Source organism: Acinetobacter sp. VT 511, assembly GCF_001077515.1.
Lineage (GTDB): Bacteria > Pseudomonadota > Gammaproteobacteria > Pseudomonadales > Moraxellaceae > Acinetobacter > Acinetobacter schindleri.
The window spans coordinates 160918-181331 of record NZ_LFRE01000047.1; the positions used below are offsets into that span (position 1 = coordinate 160918).

Below are 20414 nucleotides of genomic sequence, written 5' to 3' on the forward strand. Positions count from 1 at the left end.
CTTATTGTTCCTCGAAGTTGCGTTGATGCAACTGGTAATAAGCACCCTTGCGGTTGATCAATTCCTGGTGGGTCCCCTGCTCCAGAATGCGACCTTGATCCATGACGACAATACTGTCGGCATTTTCAATCGTAGATAAGCGGTGAGCAATAACGATAGTGGTACGATCCTGCATTGCCGCATCAAAAGCACGCTGAATGAAGTATTCAGATTCATTATCCAGCGCGCTGGTTGCTTCATCCAGAATTAAAATTGGTGCATTTTTCAGAATAGCACGCGCAATCGCAATACGCTGGCGCTGACCGCCAGACAGATTCAGACCTTGTGCGCCCAGCTCAGTATCATAACCATTTGGCAAAGCCATAATAAAGTCATGGGCATAAGCAGCTTTAGCTGCGGCAATAATATCTTCTTCTGCAGCATCTTCCAACTGACCATAAGCAATGTTTTCACGCACGGTACGGTTAAATAGCACCACCTGCTGGTTTACCATCGAGATCTGGGTACGCAGAGCATTCAGCTCAAAATCTTTAATGTCTTTGCCATCAAACAGGATTTGACCGGAGCTTGCTTCCTGATAACGCATTAAAAGGTTTACCAGTGAAGTTTTACCTGCACCTGAGCGACCTACTAATGCCACTGTTTGTCCGGCTTTTACATCAAGATTCAGATCGGTTAATGCCTGATACCCATCAGAGTAAGTCAAGTTCACATTTTTCAGCTGGATATTGCCTTTTAAAGTATCTTTAAAAGTACCTGCATTTTTTTCTTCCGGCATATCCAGTAATTCAAACACTGAATAAGCTGCCGCCATACCACGCTGAATTTTTTCATTGACTTCAGTGAGTGCCTTGATCGGTTTGGACAACATGCCTGCCACGGTAATATAAGCAACAAATTCACCAGCAGTCGTATCACGCAAGATTTCCGGGCGCAAAGCCAGAAACATGACAATACTCAACGCAATAGACATAATAAGCTGTACGATCGGGCTATTGAGCTCTTTCACTACAACCATTTTCAAGCCACGACGCAAGTTTTCTAGAGAGTGCTTTCTAAAACGTTCCTGCTCGTACGTTTGACCGCCAAAAGCTTTTACCACCATATTGGCATTTACAGACTCCTGTACCACATGGTTCACATCACCCATGGTGTTCTGCACTTGCTTGGACAGCTTACGCATACGCTGTGCAGCTTTGCGAATAAGCAGACCAATGATCGGTGCAAAAATCAGAATAATTAACGTTAAACGCCAGTTTGTATAAAGCAGATAACCAATCAGCGCGATTGTGATCAGACCTTGCTGCACAATCACCTTAAGTGAATCACTTGAGGCAGCAGTCAACTGCTCAACGTTATACATAATTTTAGCAGTAATGTGACCACTGGTATTATCCAGAAAATATTGCGAAGGCAGACGCATCAGCTTGGCAAAGACTTCCTGACGAATATTAAAGACCAGATTTCGGGAAATGACTGCAGTAAAATAGCCACCCAAAAACAAACCTACACCGCGAAAAAAGATCAGCAAGACCACCAGAAACGGGAAGATCGTTGTAAAACCCTGATCACGAGTCTGAATCGCTTCAATAATATATTCCAGCAACTTGGCAACGGAGACTTCTGTTGCAGCATTGATGGCGAAACCCAGGATAACCAATAAGGCCAATCCCCAAAATTGTTTTAAATAACTGAGAAGACGTAAATAGACTTTTAAATCTTGCTTCACTAATAACCTCGGGTAGGTACTTTCGTACTGATGTTGATGTTCACAAAGCCAAGTTGCCCTGCAACATCCATAACGCGAATCACATCCTGATGTGCTGCTTTTGCATCAGCAGCAATCACGAACATTAAATCACGTCGTTCGTTAGAAATCTGTTTAATTGCGGTATTTAAATCAGCCACTTCTTTGCTCGCCAATGACTGCCCATTCACTGCATAGTGCCCATTTGCATCCACAGTGACTTCAACCTTTTGATCAAAGTTTTTCGGTGGAACTCCTTGCGCGTCTGGCAAGGTCAAATTCATACGGCTGAGTTGACTGAAAGTCGTAGAAAGCAATAGAAATACCAAGATAAATAACAGACAGTCAATCATCGGAGTGAGGTTGATATGAACATCTTCAACCTGATTGCGTTTGAATTTCATGACTCACCTCAGCTCGCCTTCTGAAGACTTTCATCCGCTTCTGAAGCATGCGAATAAAACAGGTCAGCATGAAATAAAGTCGCCTGCTGCTCCAGCTCGGCCACATATTCCTGTACCAGACGCTGGAAATAACGATGTGCAAATAAGGCAGGGATCGCGATCAGCATCCCGGCAGCTGTCGTAATTAACGCCTTGGAAATCCCCGGCATCATCAGCACTGGATCACTGGTAGTACCCACGTCAATCATAAGAAAAGATTCAATAATTCCGATCACTGTACCGAGCAAACCCAGCAAAGGTGCAACTGCACTTAAAGTTCCTAAAAAATTAATATTTCTTTCCAGATAACCAATTTCCTGCGAAGCAACGACTTCCATCTGGGCACGTGCATATTGCTCGGTCTGTTGCTGGCTGGCAGCACCTGCTGCAAAAACACGGCCTAATGTACTCCCTTGCAGGGATTTATCCATATTTAGTTTTTGCATCACCTGATTGGCATTTTGTCCGGGACCCATCAAAAGCGCTTTAGGTAATATCAGGCTCTTTTTTAGGCGAATAAATCGCTCTAATGAGATGGCCACCATGAAAATCGAACATAATACGAGGGGTAGCATCAGCCACCCACCTGCTTTTACCAATTCCCACATCTGATTTATCCCCAATCAAGAATCAAGTTTTATTCGTCATCCAGGATCGAAAGAATACCGTCTAGCTCTTCCAGTGAATGATAGCTAATGACCAGTTTGCCTTTGCCCTGCTTGTTATAATCAATTTTTACTTCTGCACTAAAACGTTCTGACAGACGTTGTGTCAGTTGTTGAATATCTGGCGCTACGACTGGCTTTGGTTTATCCTGTTTTGGAGTATTAAAATCACGCACTAATTGCTCAGTCTGGCGTACGGACAGGCTCTTCTCAATTACCATTTCAGCCACTTTCAGCTGGTCTTTGGCTTTCAAAGTCAGGATCGCACGGGCATGCCCCATATCAAGCAGCCCTTGCTGCATAAAGTCTTTGACCTCTTCAGCTAAGGTCAGCAAACGCAGTAAATTACTGACTGTCGTACGCGCCTTGCCTACAGTATCGGCAATCTCCTGATGGCTCAGACCAAATTCTTCATGGAAACGTTGCAGCGCCATCGCCTGATCAATTGGATTCAGATCCTGACGCTGGATATTTTCAATCAAAGCCAGCGCAATTGCCACCTGATCATTCAGATCACGCACAATCGCAGGAACTTCAGTGAGGCCTGCCAATTGTGCTGCACGCCAGCGACGCTCACCCGCAATAATTTCATAAGGATGGCGTTCATCATCTACCGGACGGATGACGATCGGCTGCATGATGCCATGCTTCTCAATTGAAGCAGCCAGTTCCTGCAAATCCTGTTCATTGATATAGCGACGTGGCTGGTATTCGCCACGTTTCAACAGATTCACATCAATCTGCTTCAGCTGACCATGATCCAGACCTTGTGCTTCAAGCTGTAATTTTTCTTTTTGAATTGACCCCAGTAATGCATCCAAACCACGACCTTTGGCGAGTCCACGTTTCTTCACGGTCATGCTTTACTTCCTTTTTTCACTTTGCTTTTCTTTAACATTTCAGCCGCCAGATTGAGGTAAGCAACTGCACCCTTGGAACTTTTTTCAAAATAAATCACTGGCAAGCCATGTGCTGGTGCTTCAGCCAGACGGATATTACGTGGAATCACGGTGTCGTAAAGTTTCTTGCCAAAATATTGTTGTAATTCTTCAGAGACATCACGTGTCAGTGCATTACGCGCATCATACATGGTACGTAATACACCCACGATTTGTAGATCAGGATTTAAAGCCTGCTGAATCCGGTCAATGGTCTGAGTCAAATCAGCCAATCCTTCTAATGCATAATACTCACATTGCATTGGAATAATCACGCCATCGACGGCAGCCAGAGCATTTACGGTAATCAAGCTTAAACTTGGTGCACAATCTACAATAATATAATCAAATGATTTTTCAATTTCCTGTAGGGCATCACGCAGAATAAATTCACGGCCTTCCTGTTCGGCAATTGCCAGCTCTACACCAGCCAAATCACGGTTGGCGCCTAATACTTTATATCCAACTTCCGCCTTGGTAATTGCCGTTTCAATCGGCACTTCACCAAGCAACACATCTGTTACTGAATAAAGTAAGTCATTTTTCTGAATGCCCGAGCCCATCGTAGCATTACCTTGTGAATCCATATCCACAAGCAGCACACGTTTTTTTAATACTGCGAGAGATGCCGCCAAATTTACTGCGGTTGTGGTTTTGCCAACGCCACCCTTCTGGTTTGCAATCGCAATAATTTGTGCCATGTTGACCCCAATTCCTTTGAAAATCTTAAATACGTTTTAATAAAAGTAAATGACGTTGTTCGTCTAAGCGCGGAACTTTTAGTTCAATAATCTCACAACTGAATTCATCTTTTAAAGCACTAACTTCATCTTGTGGAATCAGACCTTTCATGGAAGCAATAATACTTTGCTCATGCATATAAGGTTTCGATGCGTCTACAAAATCGGTCAATGATGCAAAGGCACGACTGGTAATCACATCAAACTGACCGAGCTCATTAATACTGTCTTCATTTTCAACGCGTGTTTGCACCGCAATCACATTTTTTAGCTTCAGGTCAGCAATAAACTGCTTCAGGAAACGGATTTTCTTGCCATTTGAATCTAATAGTACGCAGTTACGTTCCGGCTGACATAATGCAATGATCATGCCTGGCATCCCGCCGCCGGTACCAATATCGAGCAGACGGCCTGATGGCAGATCCTTTAAAATGCTTAAGCTATCTAGCAGATGCTTGACCAGCATTTCTTTCGGGTCACGAATGGCAGTCAGATTGTATGCCTTATTCCACAGCACCAAAGCGTCCTGGTACTTGAGTAATAAATTTAAAGTTTCATCACCCAATGCTAAACCTAAAGCCTGGCTACCCTGCTTTAATTCCTGAAAAAACGTATGCATAAACAATTAACGCTCGAAAAAATTAGAAGAAAGTATACCGCTTTCTCTATATTGGCACAGTAGGGAGTGCTTAGTGAATATTCACTTAAGCATATTTCCCTTCACGAATTTCAGCATCCAGTGCAGCTAAACGCTCTGGCGTCCCTACATCAACCCAATTACCCATCAGCTTTGATGCAGCAACCTGATTTGCCAGCATCGCCTCTTTGAGTAATGGCGCCAGTGGACGCTTACCTGCTTCCAGACCTGCAAACATTTTCGGAGCAATCACAGATACACCACTAAAGGTCAGACTTTCACCCTGAACATTCTGATCAAAGGTATAGGCTTTACCTTCAGCCAGGCTAAAATCACCTTGTGGGTGCTGAGGTGGGTTTTGTACCAATACCAGATGTGCCAAGTTTTCACCCAGCTCCACTGTCAATAATGGCGCAAAATCCATGGTGGTCCAGACATCACCATTCACCAGAATAAAAGGCTGCCCCCCTAATAAAGGCAAAGCGTTGATAATACCACCAGCAGTTTCCAGCCCCTCACCTTCATGTGACCATAAAATCTTGACACCAAACTGCGAACCATCACCCAAAGCTTCCACAAGCTTTTCACCGAGCCATGCGGTATTGATGACAATTTCATTCACACCGATCGCCGCCAGCTTTTCGATATGCCAGACGATCAGAGGCTTGTCACCCACTTCCAAGAGTGGCTTTGGTGTATGCAGGGTTAAAGGGCGCATGCGATTACCTAGGCCTGCAGCCAGAATCATCGCTTTCATTTATGCAGCCACCTCATATGAACCATATTTTTCTTCAAAGGCTGGCAATACGCGCTCATTGATAAATTGCATAAATGGCTGCAATTCTGCATAAGGTTTACTTTCTTCCAGCAGATACCACATCACACGCGGCAAATCTTTCAAATACCCCGATTTACCATCACGCTCAAACAGGCGCACAAAAATACCTAAAATCTTGATATGACGTTGAATGGCCATCATGTCGGCATCTTTCTTGAACTGACCAAAATCACGACCCTCTTTGGCAGAAGCCGGCAATAAGTTATAGAAAGTTTCAAACCAGCGATAGACACGGTCAGCATTCCACTGCACATAGGCATCGCGGGTAATCGAGATTAGATCATAGGTATCCGCACCAATCACGGCATCCTGAAAATCGATCACGCCCAGATCTGTTTCACCTGCAATCTGCATCAGGTTACGGCTATGGAAATCACGGTGCACAATCACTTGAGGTTGAGCTAATGCTGCATTCGCCAGAATGGCAAAGGTGCGCTTAATCAGCGCACTTTCTGCTGCGGTCGGAATGATTTTTAAAGCCGGTAACATCCAGTCAGTTAACAATTCCATTTCCGAGATCAGTTTTTCATAAGAATACTCAGGGAAATGCCCTATACCTTGAATAGACTGCAACTGAACTAACTGTTTAAAACTCTGTTCATAATAAGCATCGACAGTGGCGTCATCAAGCAGATCAGACAGCATCACATTGCCGAAATCTTCGAGCAGTAATAGACCATTTTCCAGATCCTTCGCCACAATGTGCGGCACGCGAACACCATTCGCATCAAAAAATTCATCTATCGTCACAAAAGGCACACAATCTTCTTTTTCTGGTGGTGCATCCATTAGCATAAATGTTTTATTATTCAGTTTGATTCGTGCATAACGACGAAAACTGGCATCGCCTGCTAAAAAATGAGTTTCAAATTGATCTGAACCGAGTACAGAAGCAATCCAAGATTGTATCAATTGTTCGCGTTGAGTATTCATTTGCAATAAATTCTAGTACAGGCTGAGTTTTTAAAGTACTAAGTGTAGCTACTTATCAACTTTTTCTCTATGATGCGACAATAATTAATTGCGATAAAAGCATGATTGGTTAATGAGACAAATGAAGCATCAGTTTAAATATAATCCTTTAGCGACTGCGATCTTAACTTTGTTATGTGGTAGCTCAATTTCAAGCTATGCTGCAGAAAATGACTCATCCAACAGCAACAATCAGCAGCTTAAACAAAGCTTACAGGAAACCTATCCTGGTGAAGCATTTTTCTCTCAATATTATGTTGACAAAGCCACGCCTGAAGCACAACAACGACAGGGACAGTATTTAAGTTCTGCCTATTGTCAAGGCACCTGGATTACTCCGGTTTCACCTGAAGTTGAAGCAGTTGCTCCAAATCAAGCAACCTCTACTGTTACTGCTGACTATGGCCACTATAATCCGAATGGCGATTCCTACTTAGAAGGCAATGTCATCATTGATCAGCAAGGTCGTCAGATTCGTGCAGATCAAGTGACTATTGACCAGACCCAGACCTACGCCAAAGCTCAAGGTCGAGTACAGCTGGCACAAGCAGGTCTGCTCTCACAAAGTGATGATATTAATTACAACCTAAAAACCCAACAAGGCGACTTAAATAACAGCTTTTATATTGCAGAAGAACAACATGCGCATGGGCGTGCAGAAAAAATCGCCAGAACTTCCACTGAAACAGTTGAGCTGGAAAATGCAACCTATACCACTTGCCCACCTGAACAGAAGCCAACCTGGAAAATTCAGGCGGATCGCATCAAGCTGAATCAGGAAACAGGTCGTGGTGAAACTCGTAATACCAAAATATACGTTAAAGATGTGCCTGTTCTTGCAGTACCTTATTTTAACTTCCCGATTGATGATCGTCGCACCACCGGAATTCTGACCCCTAGTTTTGGTTTTACCAATGATGGTGGCTTAGAACTAGGCGTTCCAGTATATCTAAATCTGGCACCAAATTATGATGCTACCATTACACCACGTTATATCGCTGACCGTGGTGCAATGCTGGATGGTCAGTTCCGTTACTTAACCGAGAACTTTGGCTATGGTCAAATCTGGGGGGGCATTTTACCTTCAGATCGTAGCTATGACGATCAAGACCGTAAAGACCTGCATTTCCGTCATGACTGGCAGATTAACGAGCAGTTCTCAACTAATCTTGAATATAACTATGCTTCAGATAAAGATTTCTTCTCAGATCTAAATAACAACCCAAATTCTAAAACTGATCTGAATTTACGTCGTGCTTGGGAAATTAACTATAAAAATGGTATTCCTGGCTTAAAAGCACAGTTAAAAGTAGAAGATTTCCAGACCCTAGACCCAGAAGTTGCAGATGAAGACCGTCCTTATGCGCGTTTGCCACAATTCCTGGTTAACTATAAAACGGGCAACCCACTCGGCTGGCAATTCGAAGCCAATCACGATACTGCCTATTTCAAAAAAGATGTTAATAATATAAATCCAGCTACAGGCAGTTACGAACCGAGTGGTACACGTATCTATAACGATCTGGCAGTTCGCTATAATCATCGAACGCCTGGCTTATTCCTGCTTCCTCAATTGTCCTTGCGCAACATTAATACCTTCTATGACAAGGACACGATTGATCTTTTAGACCAGAACCAAACTAATTCTTCAAGTGAAGATAAATCTATTGTAGTGCCAGAATTCACTCTCGATGCTGGTTTGATTTTTGAAAAAGAAGGACGCTATTTACAGACACTAACACCTCGTCTGTTTTATGCTTACGCACCTTACGAGAATCAAGAAGGTCAGCCAAATTTTGACTCAGTGAATGCTTCGATCAGCTATGATCAGCTATTCAGCCCACGTCGTTTCTATGGTCATGACCGTTTAGAAGACAATAACTTTGCATCCGTAGGCTTAAGCTACAGCCTGTTCAATGATGTTGGTTTAGAACGCCTGCGTGCCAGTATAGGCCAAAGTTTCTTCTTCGAAGACCGTCGCGTGACTTTAGAACGGGATATTGATGAATATGACCGTGAAACGCATACTGGTCCTGTAATTCAACTATCCAGCCAGCTTTCCAATAATTTCCATGTCAACTTTAACTCAGCATGGATGTCGAATGGTCAGAATGCACAGCGCGATGTGCAAGCCTATTACACTGGTGAACAAGGTAATCTCTACAATGTAGGCTATTTCTATCGCAATGAAATTACTGACCGTCAAAAAAGCTATGATCAAGTGGTTGGTTCATTCATTCAGCCTGTTTTCAATAACTGGCGTCTGATTGGTCATGCTCAATACGATCTGGAAAACAACGTTGCACGTGAATATTTACTTGGCGTGAACTATGAGTCATGCTGTTGGGGTGTTTCCGTCTATGGCCGCTCATATTACAATGATCTGGATGACATCAATGAAGCTGGTGTTAAACCAAAACGCATGATCATGGCAGAACTCAGCCTGAGAGGCCTGGGTGGATTCAACAATAAATTGGCATCACTACTGGAAAACCGTATTCTGGGCTTTAATAATATCAATCAGACTTGGACAGAACGTTAATGAAGACAAAACAGTTAAAACATTTTTTTAAAGCAACCACACTTGCGCTATGCCTTTCTGCAGCAATACCTACTTTTGCTGTTGCACAGACCAAGGATGAAGTTGTAGCTGTTGTCGACAATAGCGTGATTCTTCGCAGTGACCTGGATCAAAGCATTGCAGAGATTTCTCATCAACTCGAAAAGCAAAAGAAGCCTGCACCGTCACAACAAATCCTGCAACAACAAGCTTTAGAACAACTGATTTTGCGTCAGGCTCAACTTGAACAGGTAAAGCGTTATAATGTTCGTCCTGATGAAAAAGCGCTTAATGATGCAGTATTAAAAGTTGCACGCGACTCTGGTTCTTCCAGCCTGGAAGCTTTCCAGCAAAAGCTGGATTCAATTGCACCAAATACTTATGCTGCTCTACGTAACCGTATTGCAGAAGACCTTGCGATTAACCGTTTACGCCAACAGATTGTGACTTCCCGTATCAAAATCAGCGATCAGGATGTAGAAAACTTCCTGAAAACCCCGCAAGGTCAGGCATTACTCGGCAATCAGGTTCATGTACAACATGTCCGTGTTTCTGGTGACAATACAGCTCAAGTTGCAGCAGAGGTAAAGAAAGAGTTAGAAAGCTCTACCGACCTGAAAGCAATTGAGAAGAAATACTCCAAAGATGGTGTCAAAGTTGAAGCTGCTGACATGGGCTTCCGTAATATTTCAGATATTCCAGATGAGCTCGCATCACGTGTAACCAGCCTTCAGCCTGGTCAAACTTCTGAACTGATTGAAGCCCGCGATGGTACTCACATCCTTAAGCTAATTGATCGTAAAACGGGTGAAAAGCGTGCACTCGTACAACAATATCAGACGCGTCATATTCTGATTCAGCCTTCCGAAGTAGTGAGTCCTGAAAATGCCAAACAGATGATTGACAGTCTGTATACCCGCCTAAAAAATGGTGAAGACTTTGCCGTACTGGCGGCTACCTTCTCCAATGATCCTGGTTCAGCACGTGACAGTGGTAGTCTAGGCTGGGTGAATCCAGGTGTGATGGTCCCAGAATTTGAAGAACGTATGAAAAAAACGCCTGTGGGCCAAATTAGCGAACCGTTCCAGTCTCAGTTTGGCTGGCATATTCTACAGGTGACAGATACGCGCCAACAGGATATGACTTCAGAATATCAGGAACGTATGGCACGCCAGCTTTTAGGCGAACGTCAGTTTGATACAGAACTGGATAGCTGGTTACGTGAGACACGCAGTAATGCCTTTGTTGAGATCAAAGATCCACAACTGGACCGTAAAAAGAATTAATATTCAGCATCTTTAAAAAAACCGGCTTTTGGCCGGTTTTTTTATTATCTATATAAGACTATTACCATAAAAAAACCTCTCATTTCCGAGAGGTTTTTTGAATTCTTAAATCAGATTAACGGTTGTTTTCGTCATCTTGAGAATCTTCGAATTTTGCATCATCAGTAAAGCCAGCACCTTGACCACCAAAGCCACCTTGACCACCGAAGCCGCCTTGACCACCAAAGCCGCCAGGTTGACCGCCACCGAAGCCACCTTGACCACCGAAGCCACCAGGTTGACCGCCACCGAAGCCACCTTGACCGCCGAAGCCGCCAGGTTGGCCGCCACCGAAGCCACCTTGACCACCGAAGCCACCAGGTTGGCCGCCACCAAAGCCACCTTGACCGCCAAAGCCAGCACCTTGAGGACCAGCAGGAGCACCAGCAGGACGTGGGTTACGTGCAGGAACTACGGTAGAAATCGCGTGTTTGTAAACCATTTGGCTTACAGTATTTTTTAATAATACAACGTATTGGTCAAATGATTCGATATGACCTTGTAGTTTGATACCGTTAACCAGGAAGATAGAAACAGGAATACGTTCTTTACGTAGGGAATTCAAGAACGGATCTTGTAAAGTTTGACCTTTAGACATGTTATAACTCCAAAAAATTTTAAAATCAGCGCAAAAAACTATCTTTATTTTTCAATTAAAAATTATAAAAAAGATAGTCTGTAAATTTTGCTTTATCCGTAACAGTTTCGCAAGTCTTCTTGAGCCTGCTGTGCGGTAAAATATGTAGTAAATTTATGCTTATCTTGCAAAGATCTTAACCATGTGTATTGACGTTTAGCAAGTTGTCGTGTTGCAAACAATGCTTTGTCTTCCATTTCTCGCTGTTTTTCAACACTTCGATCACTGTTTTTTATAAATTCGATCGCCTGACGGTAACCAACGGAACGCATGGATGGAAGATTTTCATCAAAATCGTATTTTTTCATCAAGCTTTCCACTTCATTTAAAAAACCGATTTCCCACATAATTTCTAATCGTTTTTCAATACGCTTGTGTAATTCTACTCGGTCTGGGATTAGCGCGTAATTATGAAAACTGTAACGATATGGTTGATTTTTTGGTTGTTCTGCTTGTAGTTTTGTTATAGCTTGGCCAGTTAGCTTATAAACCTCTAAGGCACGAATAATACGCTGTTTGTCACTTACTTTAAATTTTTGCCCTGCGACTGGGTCTACAGTACATAATTCCGCATAGACTGCTTCCCACCCTTCCCGTTCGGCTTTTGCTTCAATTTCCGCACGTACCTTATAATCTGCACTGGGTAGATTATCAGATAATCCCTCTAACAATGCTTTGAAATAAAGCATTGTTCCACCAACCAAAATTGGGGTTTTGCCACGTGCATGCATATCATCAATCAGGCGACAGGCATCTTCGACAAAATTGGCTGCTGAATAGGCTTCTAAAGGACTAATAATATCAATCAGATGATGCGGATATTGCTCTAATTCTGCTTTGGTTGGCTTTGCTGTACCAATGTCCATTTCCCGGTAAACCAGTGCAGAATCGACGGAAATCAGCTCAAAATTTCCTTGCTCATAGAGTTCACATGCCAAAGCGGTTTTACCACTTGCAGTTGGTCCCATTAAGTTGATGACCGGCAATTGATTTGACATGTACCACTACTCTCCTCGAGCAAAAAGTTTATCTAGTTGAGCCAGTGGGAAAGCACGCCATGTTGGACGTCCATGATTACACTGGCTGGCAAATTCAGTTTGTTCCATCTGACGCAATAAGGCATTCATTTCAGACAGACTTAAAATACGGTTTGCACGTACCGCACCATGACAGGCCATGCCTGCCAGGATCTGATCACGCTTTTGCAACAGGCCTTGCGCCTGATCCGTTGGGTCCAGATCATCCAGCAATTCAGGAATCAAGGCATCAAAATCTGCCTTGTGCAGGATCGCAGGAACTCCGCGCACGATCACCTGTTCATCACCATACTGGTCAATCTCCAGACCAAATCGGGCCAGCTGTTCCTTCAACTCTTCTACACGCATGGCCTGCATACGACTGATAGACACCACTCTAGGAATTAAAAGCTGCTGCGACGTCCAGAACTCCGGTTTATCCCAGGCAGACTTCATTTGCTGCAAGACGATACGCTCATGTGCTGCATGCATATCTACAATAATCAGACCTTCTGTGTTTTGTGCAAGGATATAAATCCCATGCAGCTGTGCAATCGCAATGCCTAAAGGATGCTCATCTATTTTGGCCTGCACATGTGTCTGAAAAGACTGCTCAGGGCTCAGCTGCTCAGTTTCGGAGTTTACTCTAAGTGGTGCCAAATAGCTTTGTAAGGCATTGTTAAGCTGCTGTGAACCACTATAAGGCTTGGTATAATCCTGCACATAATGCACAGTTTGTGGACGCGATGATTCAAAGTCAGTCAACACATCTGAAGCTTCAGCTTCTATATATTGATGCGTATTACGAGGATGTAGATGCTGCTGAACTGCATAAGGTTCAGGAGGGGACTGCGGTGCAGCCTGATGCAGGCTAAATTGTTCCTGATAACGCGGCTGAGGCGTAAGTGGTACAGGTTCCTCAGTTTTCATTGCATCAGCCAGATTAGCTGTTGCGGTCTGGAACTGTGCTAGCGTTTCTTTGGCATAATAACGTACAAACTCATGTACTTCACGCTGATTTAGGAAACGGATTTCATGTTTGGTTGGATGTACATTGACATCAATATTTTCCGGATCCACCTCCAGAAACAGCAAATAAGCTGCATGCTGGTGTCCATGCAGAATGCCGTCATACGCCATACGCAATGCATGAGAAATGGTCTTGTCTCTTACGATACGACCATTTACATAGACATATTGCATATCGGCTTGCGCACGCGCATCCGAAGGATGACCGAGCCAGCCAGACAAACGCATGTTGATACTGTCTGCATCCATCCAGTAAGCATTTTCAGTAAATTGGCGCCCCAATAACTGCTGCACACGCTGGAAACGTAATGCTCCACTGTCTGCCACAGGCAGATTCAGCTTGATACTTTCATTATGTTCCAGCACAAAACGGATATCGAAATGGGTCAGTGCCAGACGACGTACAATCTCTTCAATATGACCAAATTCGGTGCCCGGTTTTTTCAGAAATTTACGACGTGCCGGTACATTAAAGAACAGATCCTGCACCCGGATATGGGTACCACGTGAAGTGGCAACTACCTGAATTTCCTGATGGTCAAAAGCAGTACCATTCACTTCAACCTGATAACCAATGCCATCTTCGCTTTGGCTACTGGTCAAGGTTAGACGCGATACGGCTGCAATCGAAGCCAGCGCCTCACCACGGAAACCCAGACTGGTGATGGCATGCAATTCCTCTGCTGTCTGAATTTTACTGGTGGCATGACGCATGACCGCCAGCGCTAAATCTTCCGGGTGAATTCCTCGACCATTGTCAATAATTTCGATCAGTGTACTACCGCCCTGTTCTACACGAATCACCAGTTCAGTCGCACCAGCATCAATCGAGTTTTCGAGCAGTTCTTTCACTACAGATGCAGGTCGTTCAATCACTTCACCCGCTGCAATCTGGTTCGCCAGTGCAGGATCAAGTGAACGGATACGGCGTGCGCTTAAATCATTCGACATGTGGGAATTGCTGCTCCAAAGCCTTCTGTAATACTGAGTTTGATGAAGTCAACGTTGCAGTACGAGTCAACTCATCTTCAGATTTAAGAATTTCAATGATCAGATCTGCTTCAGGTATTTCACTACCACCTTTAGACGGCCATTCAAACAAGAATAATGCATTTGGGGTTTCAAGATAATCCCGAATACCCATCAGTTCCAGTTCATAGGGATCATTTAAACGGTACAGGTCAAAGTGGAAAATATCCTTCCCTTGAATATTATAAGGTTCTACCAATGTATAGGTTGGACTTTTGACCGAACCCTGATGACCGAGCTGTTGTAAATAATAGCGCGTTAATGTCGTCTTGCCTGCTCCCAGATCACCGATCAGATAAATCACTCCCGTACTAAAATTCGCGGCCAATACCTTAGCCAGCTGTTGGGTATCTTCTTCATGATTTAAGGTGACGGTAAATGAATAAGGCATATGACTCACGACATGATTCAAAGGAACAAATATGATAGCATCGCCGCAGTTTAAAAGCCTATTCCGCCGCATGAGAAACTGTATTTTTTCATAGCATTTGTTTCCTGAATGAGATCCACTTCCCCACATGAATACTTCTGCTGAATTTATCCCACCGATGATCAACGGCGTCAGTGCCAGCAAAGTTTTCTTGCAACCGTCCACTGCTGCAACAGTCTATGACTATTTATGTACACAGTTTCCACATATCCAGACCAGTGAATGGCAATCCCGTTTTCAGGAGGGCCTGGTTTATGATGCACAGGGAAATAGCTTAAATCTAAATAGCCCCTATCAGGCGAATAGCCACTGTTTTTATTATCGCTTTCTGGCACACGAAGTGCATGTTCCTTTCGAACACCAAATCCTGTTCGAAAATGAACATTTTATGGTGATTGATAAACCACATTTTCTGACCATGAGCCCGACCGGACAATATGTACAGGAAACCCTGCTGGTTCGTCTAAAGAAACAGACCGGGATTGAGCACCTAACTCCGATTCACCGACTGGATCGGGAGACGGCTGGCGTAGTGCTTATCTCTAAAAATGTAGCATCGCGTGGACTTTATCAGCAGTTGTTTGCTACACGCCAAGTACAGAAAACCTATCATGCGATTGCAGGTTATCGTGAAGAACTTCGCTTTCCGCAAATTGTGCGTTTACGCATGGATAAAGGTCAGCCTTTCTATACTATGCAGGTTTTAGAAGGTGAGCCTAATAGTGAAACCGAAATCACCTTATTAGAACAGCAAGATCATTTAGCCAAATACGAACTGAAACCGCATACTGGCAAGCAGCACCAATTACGTGTGCACTTAAACTTTTTGGGTATACCGATTCTGAATGATCCGTTTTATCCTAGCGTTGCACATAAAGCAGATAATGATTTTTCTGCGCCCTTACAGTTATTGGCCCGACATATCCAGTTTATTGACCCTATTACCCAGCAATTGATGCAGTTTTCTTCTGAGCAAGTACTAACATTGTAATGCAGCTGTCATTACGATTTATTTTCAGAATTGATTCGTATAAGGATTGTATTTCAAATGTAATGGATTAAAATGAATGCGAAAAGTTAAGTATTTTAAAGTCTTGAATATATTATGAGAAAAACTGAAGTCTACCAAATACGCCTGGATTCTCAAGAAAAGAAACAAGCCTTTGCCGTATTTAAGCAATTGGGAATCACACCAGCTCAAGCAGTCCGCTTGTTTTTCAAACAGGTAGTGCTGACTAAATCCATCCCCTTCTCCATTGAAAATCAGAATATTAACCTTGAACAATTAATCAAGCTGCGCAAACTGAAGCAAAGTGAATCCAAACCTGTAACTGCCGGCCTGATTGCAGACACTACAGAACAGGCAGCATTGGATCTACATGCTGATGATGATCATTTTGATTTATTTGAAGAACTGAATGCCATTCTGGGCGAAAGTGACAAAATTTAACACTGTCGCATTTTCAAACAATTTCATACGCTACACTTTCCCAAACTTCGTTATGCTCCATGAATACATAATAATAAAACATGGAGTAATTAATGCTTGTTCGACGTGCTCAGGTAGAAGACCTGCAACAGCTTTCCGTTTTATTTGATGAATATCGCCAGTTTTATGGAGCTTCCTCAAATCAGGAACTTTCATATCATTTCCTAAAACAGCGATTTGAAGACCAACAGACGGTGATTTTTATCAACACCAAGGATGATATTTTTACCGGATTTATCCTGCTTTATTTAAGATTTTCCTCAGTAGCTTGTTCAAAGTTTTATGTGCTGGATGATGTGTATATCACTCCACTGTATCGCCGTCATGGCGCTGCACGACAACTGATTGATACCGCTATTTTATTTGCCCGACATGAAAATGCACTGCGTATTAGCCTGGACACCCAGAAAAACAACCACCAATCGCATAAACTCTATGAATCAATGGGATTTATGCGAGATGATGAATTTGTCACTTTTCATTGTTTTCTCAAGTAAATCCAGCGCTTTATTCGGCACGGTATTTAGCTTGAATCACTTGATCTTCAGTTAAATAAATCCACTCACCTTCTGGCAAATCATTCAAAGTCAATTGACCTATTTGAGCCCGATGCAGTTTTTCAACTTTATTCCCCACAGCTGCCAGCATACGTTTCACCTGATGATAAACACCTTGATGAACCGCCATTTGCAAGCGCTTTTCTTCAAGACGAATGACATCTGTAGCAGCATACATACCTTTTTCATTACGTAGCTCAACACCTTGTTCTAGCTGCTTGATCTGCTCATCCGTAACAGGGTCTGCGGTATCCATCTGGTAAACCTTGGCAACATGCTTTTTAGGATGAGTTAATGCCTGCAAAAATTGACCATCATCAGTCAGTAACAGCAAGCCTGTCGTATCCTGGTCTAAACGACCTACACACTGGATTCCACGATTCATGAGCAAGTCATCAAACAGCTCAAAGACACTAAAATGATGGGTTGCCTGATGCGAACACTCATAACCTTGTGGCTTGTTTAAGGCAATATAGACTTTTTCCCGATATTGATAAGTATCGTCATATACATTGAACTCTAGCTGATCCAGATCCAGTTTATGCTTTGGGTTATCAATGATTTCACCCTGAATGCTCACAGCGCCATTCTTGATCAGTTGCTGGCAATACTTACGTGAGCCAAAACCTTGTGACTGCAACATTTTTTCCAATAGCATCTATTCATACCTGTATCGAGTGAAGACCTGTGCATTCTATCCTGAAACAATCAGGATTTTGTTTTCTTCCGCTGTTTTCTAGGTATCATGCGTTGAAAAGCTCTACAATAACTTTATTTTTCACTCTATCTCTCCCACTTATGTCGCAACTTGATCTGAATCTGATTGTTCTTTTACTTTTACTGGCTTGCGGTATTTTTAGTCATAATAGTGCCGTCACCATTGCTGCAGCGGTGTTAATCGTTTTAAAAATCACGCCACTCAGCAGTTTGTTGCCCTATGTACAGGCGCATGGTTTAAATATCGGTATTATTATTCTGACCATTGGTGTTCTGACACCAATTGCCAGTGGCAAAATTTCAGGAGAAAGTATTCTCAAATCTTTCCTGAGCTGGAAGTCTTTGCTGGCAATCGCCATTGGTGTCTTTGTCGCTTGGCTGGGAGGACGTGGAGTGAAGCTGATGTCCAATCAGCCAGATGTGGTAGCCGGACTATTATTAGGCACAGTAGCAGGTGTAGCAGTATTACGCGGTGTTCCAGTCGGGCCGTTAATTGCCGCAGGAATTTTATCATTATTGATTAGTACGCAATAAGTTTGAAATAAAATTTCTATTTAGTTAACCCTAACTCAAACATCCATTCTCCCAGGATTTCTAAAAATATTTCGATATCAAATCATATGAATAGCGGCATTGAGGTCGCACATTGATTGCCTTGCGCAAGCTATAAAGCAGTAGTTAAAGCTTGCTCAGGATATGCTGTCAGATCAATAAAGGGCTTTTATCTTGCGAAACGATGTTTCTCATGGCCTGTCAAAAGTAAGGTAATTACAACATGCCAAATCTTGAACTTATTAACTAAGAATAAGCAAATGATAATAATTACTACAATTACCCTACAAGCTAGAAATCCATCACGCTCATAGAAGTTTTTTTATATCAAATAGCTTTTCTTATTCAACAAACAATAGCGCCAAACGCACCTGGTCATAGCCCATACGCGGACTGGTTAACTCGACAATCGGACGCAGTTTAATAGACCCATCATCATTGAAATGATCGGTATCCTGTCGCTTAGTCAGACGTTTATAGATCTTACGCACTTGTTCAACCACTTCCTCACCCGGATGAGCGACAGATATATCTAAACCTTGCTCTTTATGCAGTCGACCTAAATGGTTAATAATCGTTGCCGGTGTTAAGCCACGCTCAGTGGCGATATCGGCAATATCATAACCTTCTTCAAACAGTTCACGCGTTTCATCCAGCGTTGCGGCAGCATAATTCTGCTTGCCGCCATTTTTCGCCAGTTTTTTTTCATTACGCTGAATTTCAGTTTCATTCAGCGTACCGCCGCAATGACGGATAAAGGCATTGTGCTGCTTGGTTAAATCAATATTTTCAAAGTGTTCTTCGGCTTCACTCGACAACTCCTGAAAACGGCGGTCTGCCTTAATTGCCAGACTATCCAGCTCCAATGCCTGCTCATTAAAACCTTTTAGACGTAGACCATCTAAAGTTTTTAAACGCGAAAGTGCCACATAGCCCTGACCTTTTTCAAAAGTATGACTCAAGTCAATTTCGGCAGCTTCTAAGGTCATACCTTGTGATTTATGAATCGTAATCGCCCATGCTAGACGTAAGGGAATTTGCTGGAAACTGGCAATAGTCTTACCGGCTTCATTGTCTACTGACCAGGTTTCTGGTTCAACCAGCAACGTCGTCCCATCTGTGAGTTTGACTTTAGGCAATACCCCAAATTCATCATCTTCTTCAAAACCAATAACTTCACCCAAACTGCCATTGATATAGCCCAGATCAAAGTTGTTTTTGACAAACATGACTTTAGCATGCTTTTTCAGCGTTAAGGTTTCTGGCGCACGCACTGAAGATTTCAGCGTTTCGATCAACTTGTCATTGCCGTCGCACTGGGCATCAAACTGGCGCGGCTCATTATCAATTTCATTTAAATGCCGGAAGTTGATACTGTCCACATCCATATTATGCGTATACAGACGCGTATAAGTGTCGCCAATCTCCTGATGACGTGTTCCTTGCAAGGCATTTCGATGTTCTGTACCAATCGCCTGTGCACGGATCGCATTTAGAATATCATTTAGATAATCATTGCCCTGACGGTGCTGCTCGGTCAGATAACAAACGCGAAATTTGGCTTCAACCCAGGCATCTGACATAAAGCAGAATTTATCCCGGTTGCGTTCATCATTTTTGCCCACTGGAGGCAACTGAAAGAAATCGCCAGCAACAATCACCTGAATACCACCAAAAGCTTCATCAGATTCTTTGAAATACTTTAATACCTGATTAACCAGATTTAGCTGCTTGGCATGCAGCATAGAAATCTCATCAATAATCAGTACCTGAGCATTTTCCAGATGTTCTTTCAGATATTTGCGCTCTTTCATACGCTTCAGGTCTTCTTCTGACAAGAAGTCCTTAATCCCGATACCGGCCCAGGTATGAATGGTCATGCCATTCATGTGCGTTGCCGCGATACCTGTAGACGCTGTAATCGCAACAGATACCTTACGTGCTTTCAAATAATTGATATATTGATTCAGGGTATAGGTTTTCCCTGCACCAGCCGAGCCTGTTAAAAATACATTTTCGCCCGCTTTAAGTAACTTAAGTGCAGTTTCCTGTTTCATATGACCTATACCGTGAAAGAACGGCTATAGCCTAAC

The 20414-nt window shown here is 43.0% G+C and carries 20 protein-coding genes; 6 read left to right on the forward strand and 14 right to left on the reverse strand.

Features of this window, described 5'->3' with window-relative positions; genetic code table 11:
• Position 1: 1 nt before the first annotated feature.
• The 8 genes from msbA to ACS72_RS04180 all read right to left on the reverse strand — a co-directional run bounded on the left by msbA (position 2) and on the right by ACS72_RS04180 (position 6941).
• Entirely contained in the window at positions 2–1729 is a 1728-nt protein-coding gene (msbA, locus tag ACS72_RS04145) for a lipid A export permease/ATP-binding protein MsbA (protein ID WP_004815568.1), read from the reverse strand.
• Positions 1729–2151, reverse strand: a complete 423-nt coding sequence (locus tag ACS72_RS04150; RefSeq protein ID WP_004815566.1) for a biopolymer transporter ExbD — start codon at positions 2149–2151, stop codon at positions 1729–1731. Before ACS72_RS04150 ends, msbA begins: the two co-directional genes overlap by 1 nt.
• Positions 2152–2159: 8 nt before the next feature.
• The gene (locus tag ACS72_RS04155; RefSeq protein WP_048881312.1) at positions 2160–2798 is read right to left on the reverse strand and encodes a MotA/TolQ/ExbB proton channel family protein; all 639 of its coding nucleotides are present in this window, start codon (positions 2796–2798) and stop codon (positions 2160–2162) included.
• Positions 2799–2827: 29 nt separating this feature from the next.
• Entirely contained in the window at positions 2828–3715 is an 888-nt protein-coding gene (locus ACS72_RS04160) for a ParB/RepB/Spo0J family partition protein (RefSeq protein ID WP_004815563.1), read from the reverse strand.
• Positions 3712–4494: a ParA family protein gene (locus ACS72_RS04165; protein WP_004815561.1), complete on the reverse strand. Its 783-nt coding sequence runs from the start codon at positions 4492–4494 to the stop codon at positions 3712–3714. Before ACS72_RS04165 ends, ACS72_RS04160 begins: the two co-directional genes overlap by 4 nt.
• Positions 4495–4519: 25 nt before the next feature.
• Complete coding sequence (gene rsmG, locus ACS72_RS04170; protein ID WP_048881313.1) at positions 4520–5152, reverse strand: 16S rRNA (guanine(527)-N(7))-methyltransferase RsmG; 633 nt, start codon at positions 5150–5152, stop codon at positions 4520–4522.
• An 85-nt stretch (positions 5153–5237) separates the two neighbouring features.
• Positions 5238–5927 (reverse strand): N-acetylmuramate alpha-1-phosphate uridylyltransferase MurU, encoded by a 690-nt coding sequence (murU, locus tag ACS72_RS04175; protein ID WP_048881314.1) that lies wholly within the window; start codon positions 5925–5927, stop codon positions 5238–5240.
• A complete protein-coding gene (locus ACS72_RS04180) occupies positions 5928–6941 on the reverse strand; it encodes an aminoglycoside phosphotransferase family protein (protein WP_048881315.1) in 1014 nt (337 codons plus the stop codon). It abuts the gene before it with no gap.
• 121 nt (positions 6942–7062) lie between these two features.
• Between ACS72_RS04180 and ACS72_RS04185 the strand changes: the two genes are divergently transcribed.
• Together ACS72_RS04185 and ACS72_RS04190 are read left to right on the forward strand one after the other, a co-directional pair.
• Complete coding sequence (locus tag ACS72_RS04185) at positions 7063–9522, forward strand: LPS-assembly protein LptD (protein ID WP_048881316.1); 2460 nt, start codon at positions 7063–7065, stop codon at positions 9520–9522.
• Entirely contained in the window at positions 9522–10826 is a 1305-nt protein-coding gene (locus ACS72_RS04190) for a peptidylprolyl isomerase (RefSeq protein ID WP_048881317.1), read from the forward strand. Before ACS72_RS04185 ends, ACS72_RS04190 begins: the two co-directional genes overlap by 1 nt.
• Positions 10827–10941: 115 nt before the next feature.
• On the opposite strand, the gene hfq is transcribed toward ACS72_RS04190, so the two are convergent.
• The 4 genes from hfq to tsaE form a co-directional block, all read right to left on the reverse strand.
• Entirely contained in the window at positions 10942–11463 is a 522-nt protein-coding gene (gene hfq, locus ACS72_RS04195; RefSeq protein ID WP_004815549.1) for an RNA chaperone Hfq, read from the reverse strand.
• Between the two features lie 92 nt (positions 11464–11555).
• Positions 11556–12500, reverse strand: a complete 945-nt coding sequence (gene miaA, locus ACS72_RS04200) for a tRNA (adenosine(37)-N6)-dimethylallyltransferase MiaA (protein ID WP_048881318.1) — start codon at positions 12498–12500, stop codon at positions 11556–11558.
• Between the two features lie 6 nt (positions 12501–12506).
• Positions 12507–14498: a DNA mismatch repair endonuclease MutL gene (mutL, locus tag ACS72_RS04205; RefSeq protein WP_048881319.1), complete on the reverse strand. Its 1992-nt coding sequence runs from the start codon at positions 14496–14498 to the stop codon at positions 12507–12509.
• The gene (gene tsaE, locus ACS72_RS04210) at positions 14488–14967 is read right to left on the reverse strand and encodes a tRNA (adenosine(37)-N6)-threonylcarbamoyltransferase complex ATPase subunit type 1 TsaE (RefSeq protein WP_048881320.1); all 480 of its coding nucleotides are present in this window, start codon (positions 14965–14967) and stop codon (positions 14488–14490) included. Before tsaE ends, mutL begins: the two co-directional genes overlap by 11 nt.
• A gap of 127 nt (positions 14968–15094) precedes the next feature.
• Here tsaE and ACS72_RS04215 point away from each other — a divergent pair, with 127 nt between their 5' ends.
• From ACS72_RS04215 to ACS72_RS04225, 3 genes are all read left to right on the forward strand, one after another.
• Complete coding sequence (locus ACS72_RS04215; protein WP_048881321.1) at positions 15095–15997, forward strand: pseudouridine synthase; 903 nt, start codon at positions 15095–15097, stop codon at positions 15995–15997.
• Between the two features lie 114 nt (positions 15998–16111).
• Positions 16112–16456: a type II toxin-antitoxin system RelB/DinJ family antitoxin gene (locus ACS72_RS04220; protein ID WP_048881322.1), complete on the forward strand. Its 345-nt coding sequence runs from the start codon at positions 16112–16114 to the stop codon at positions 16454–16456.
• 92 nt (positions 16457–16548) lie between these two features.
• The gene (locus tag ACS72_RS04225) at positions 16549–16992 is read left to right on the forward strand and encodes a GNAT family N-acetyltransferase (protein WP_048881323.1); all 444 of its coding nucleotides are present in this window, start codon (positions 16549–16551) and stop codon (positions 16990–16992) included.
• Between the two features lie 10 nt (positions 16993–17002).
• Here the strand turns inward: ACS72_RS04225 and ACS72_RS04230 are convergent, their stop codons facing one another.
• A complete protein-coding gene (locus tag ACS72_RS04230; RefSeq protein ID WP_004815537.1) occupies positions 17003–17710 on the reverse strand; it encodes a pseudouridine synthase in 708 nt (235 codons plus the stop codon).
• Positions 17711–17850: 140 nt separating this feature from the next.
• On the opposite strand from ACS72_RS04230, the gene ACS72_RS04235 reads away from it, so the two are divergent.
• On the forward strand, positions 17851–18303 hold the full coding sequence (locus ACS72_RS04235; RefSeq protein ID WP_048881324.1) for a DUF441 domain-containing protein: 453 nt from the start codon (positions 17851–17853) through the stop codon (positions 18301–18303).
• Positions 18304–18662: 359 nt separating this feature from the next.
• On the opposite strand, the gene ACS72_RS04240 is transcribed toward ACS72_RS04235, so the two are convergent.
• Positions 18663–20378, reverse strand: a complete 1716-nt coding sequence (locus ACS72_RS04240; RefSeq protein ID WP_048881325.1) for an AAA family ATPase — start codon at positions 20376–20378, stop codon at positions 18663–18665.
• Positions 20379–20414 lie beyond the last annotated feature (36 nt).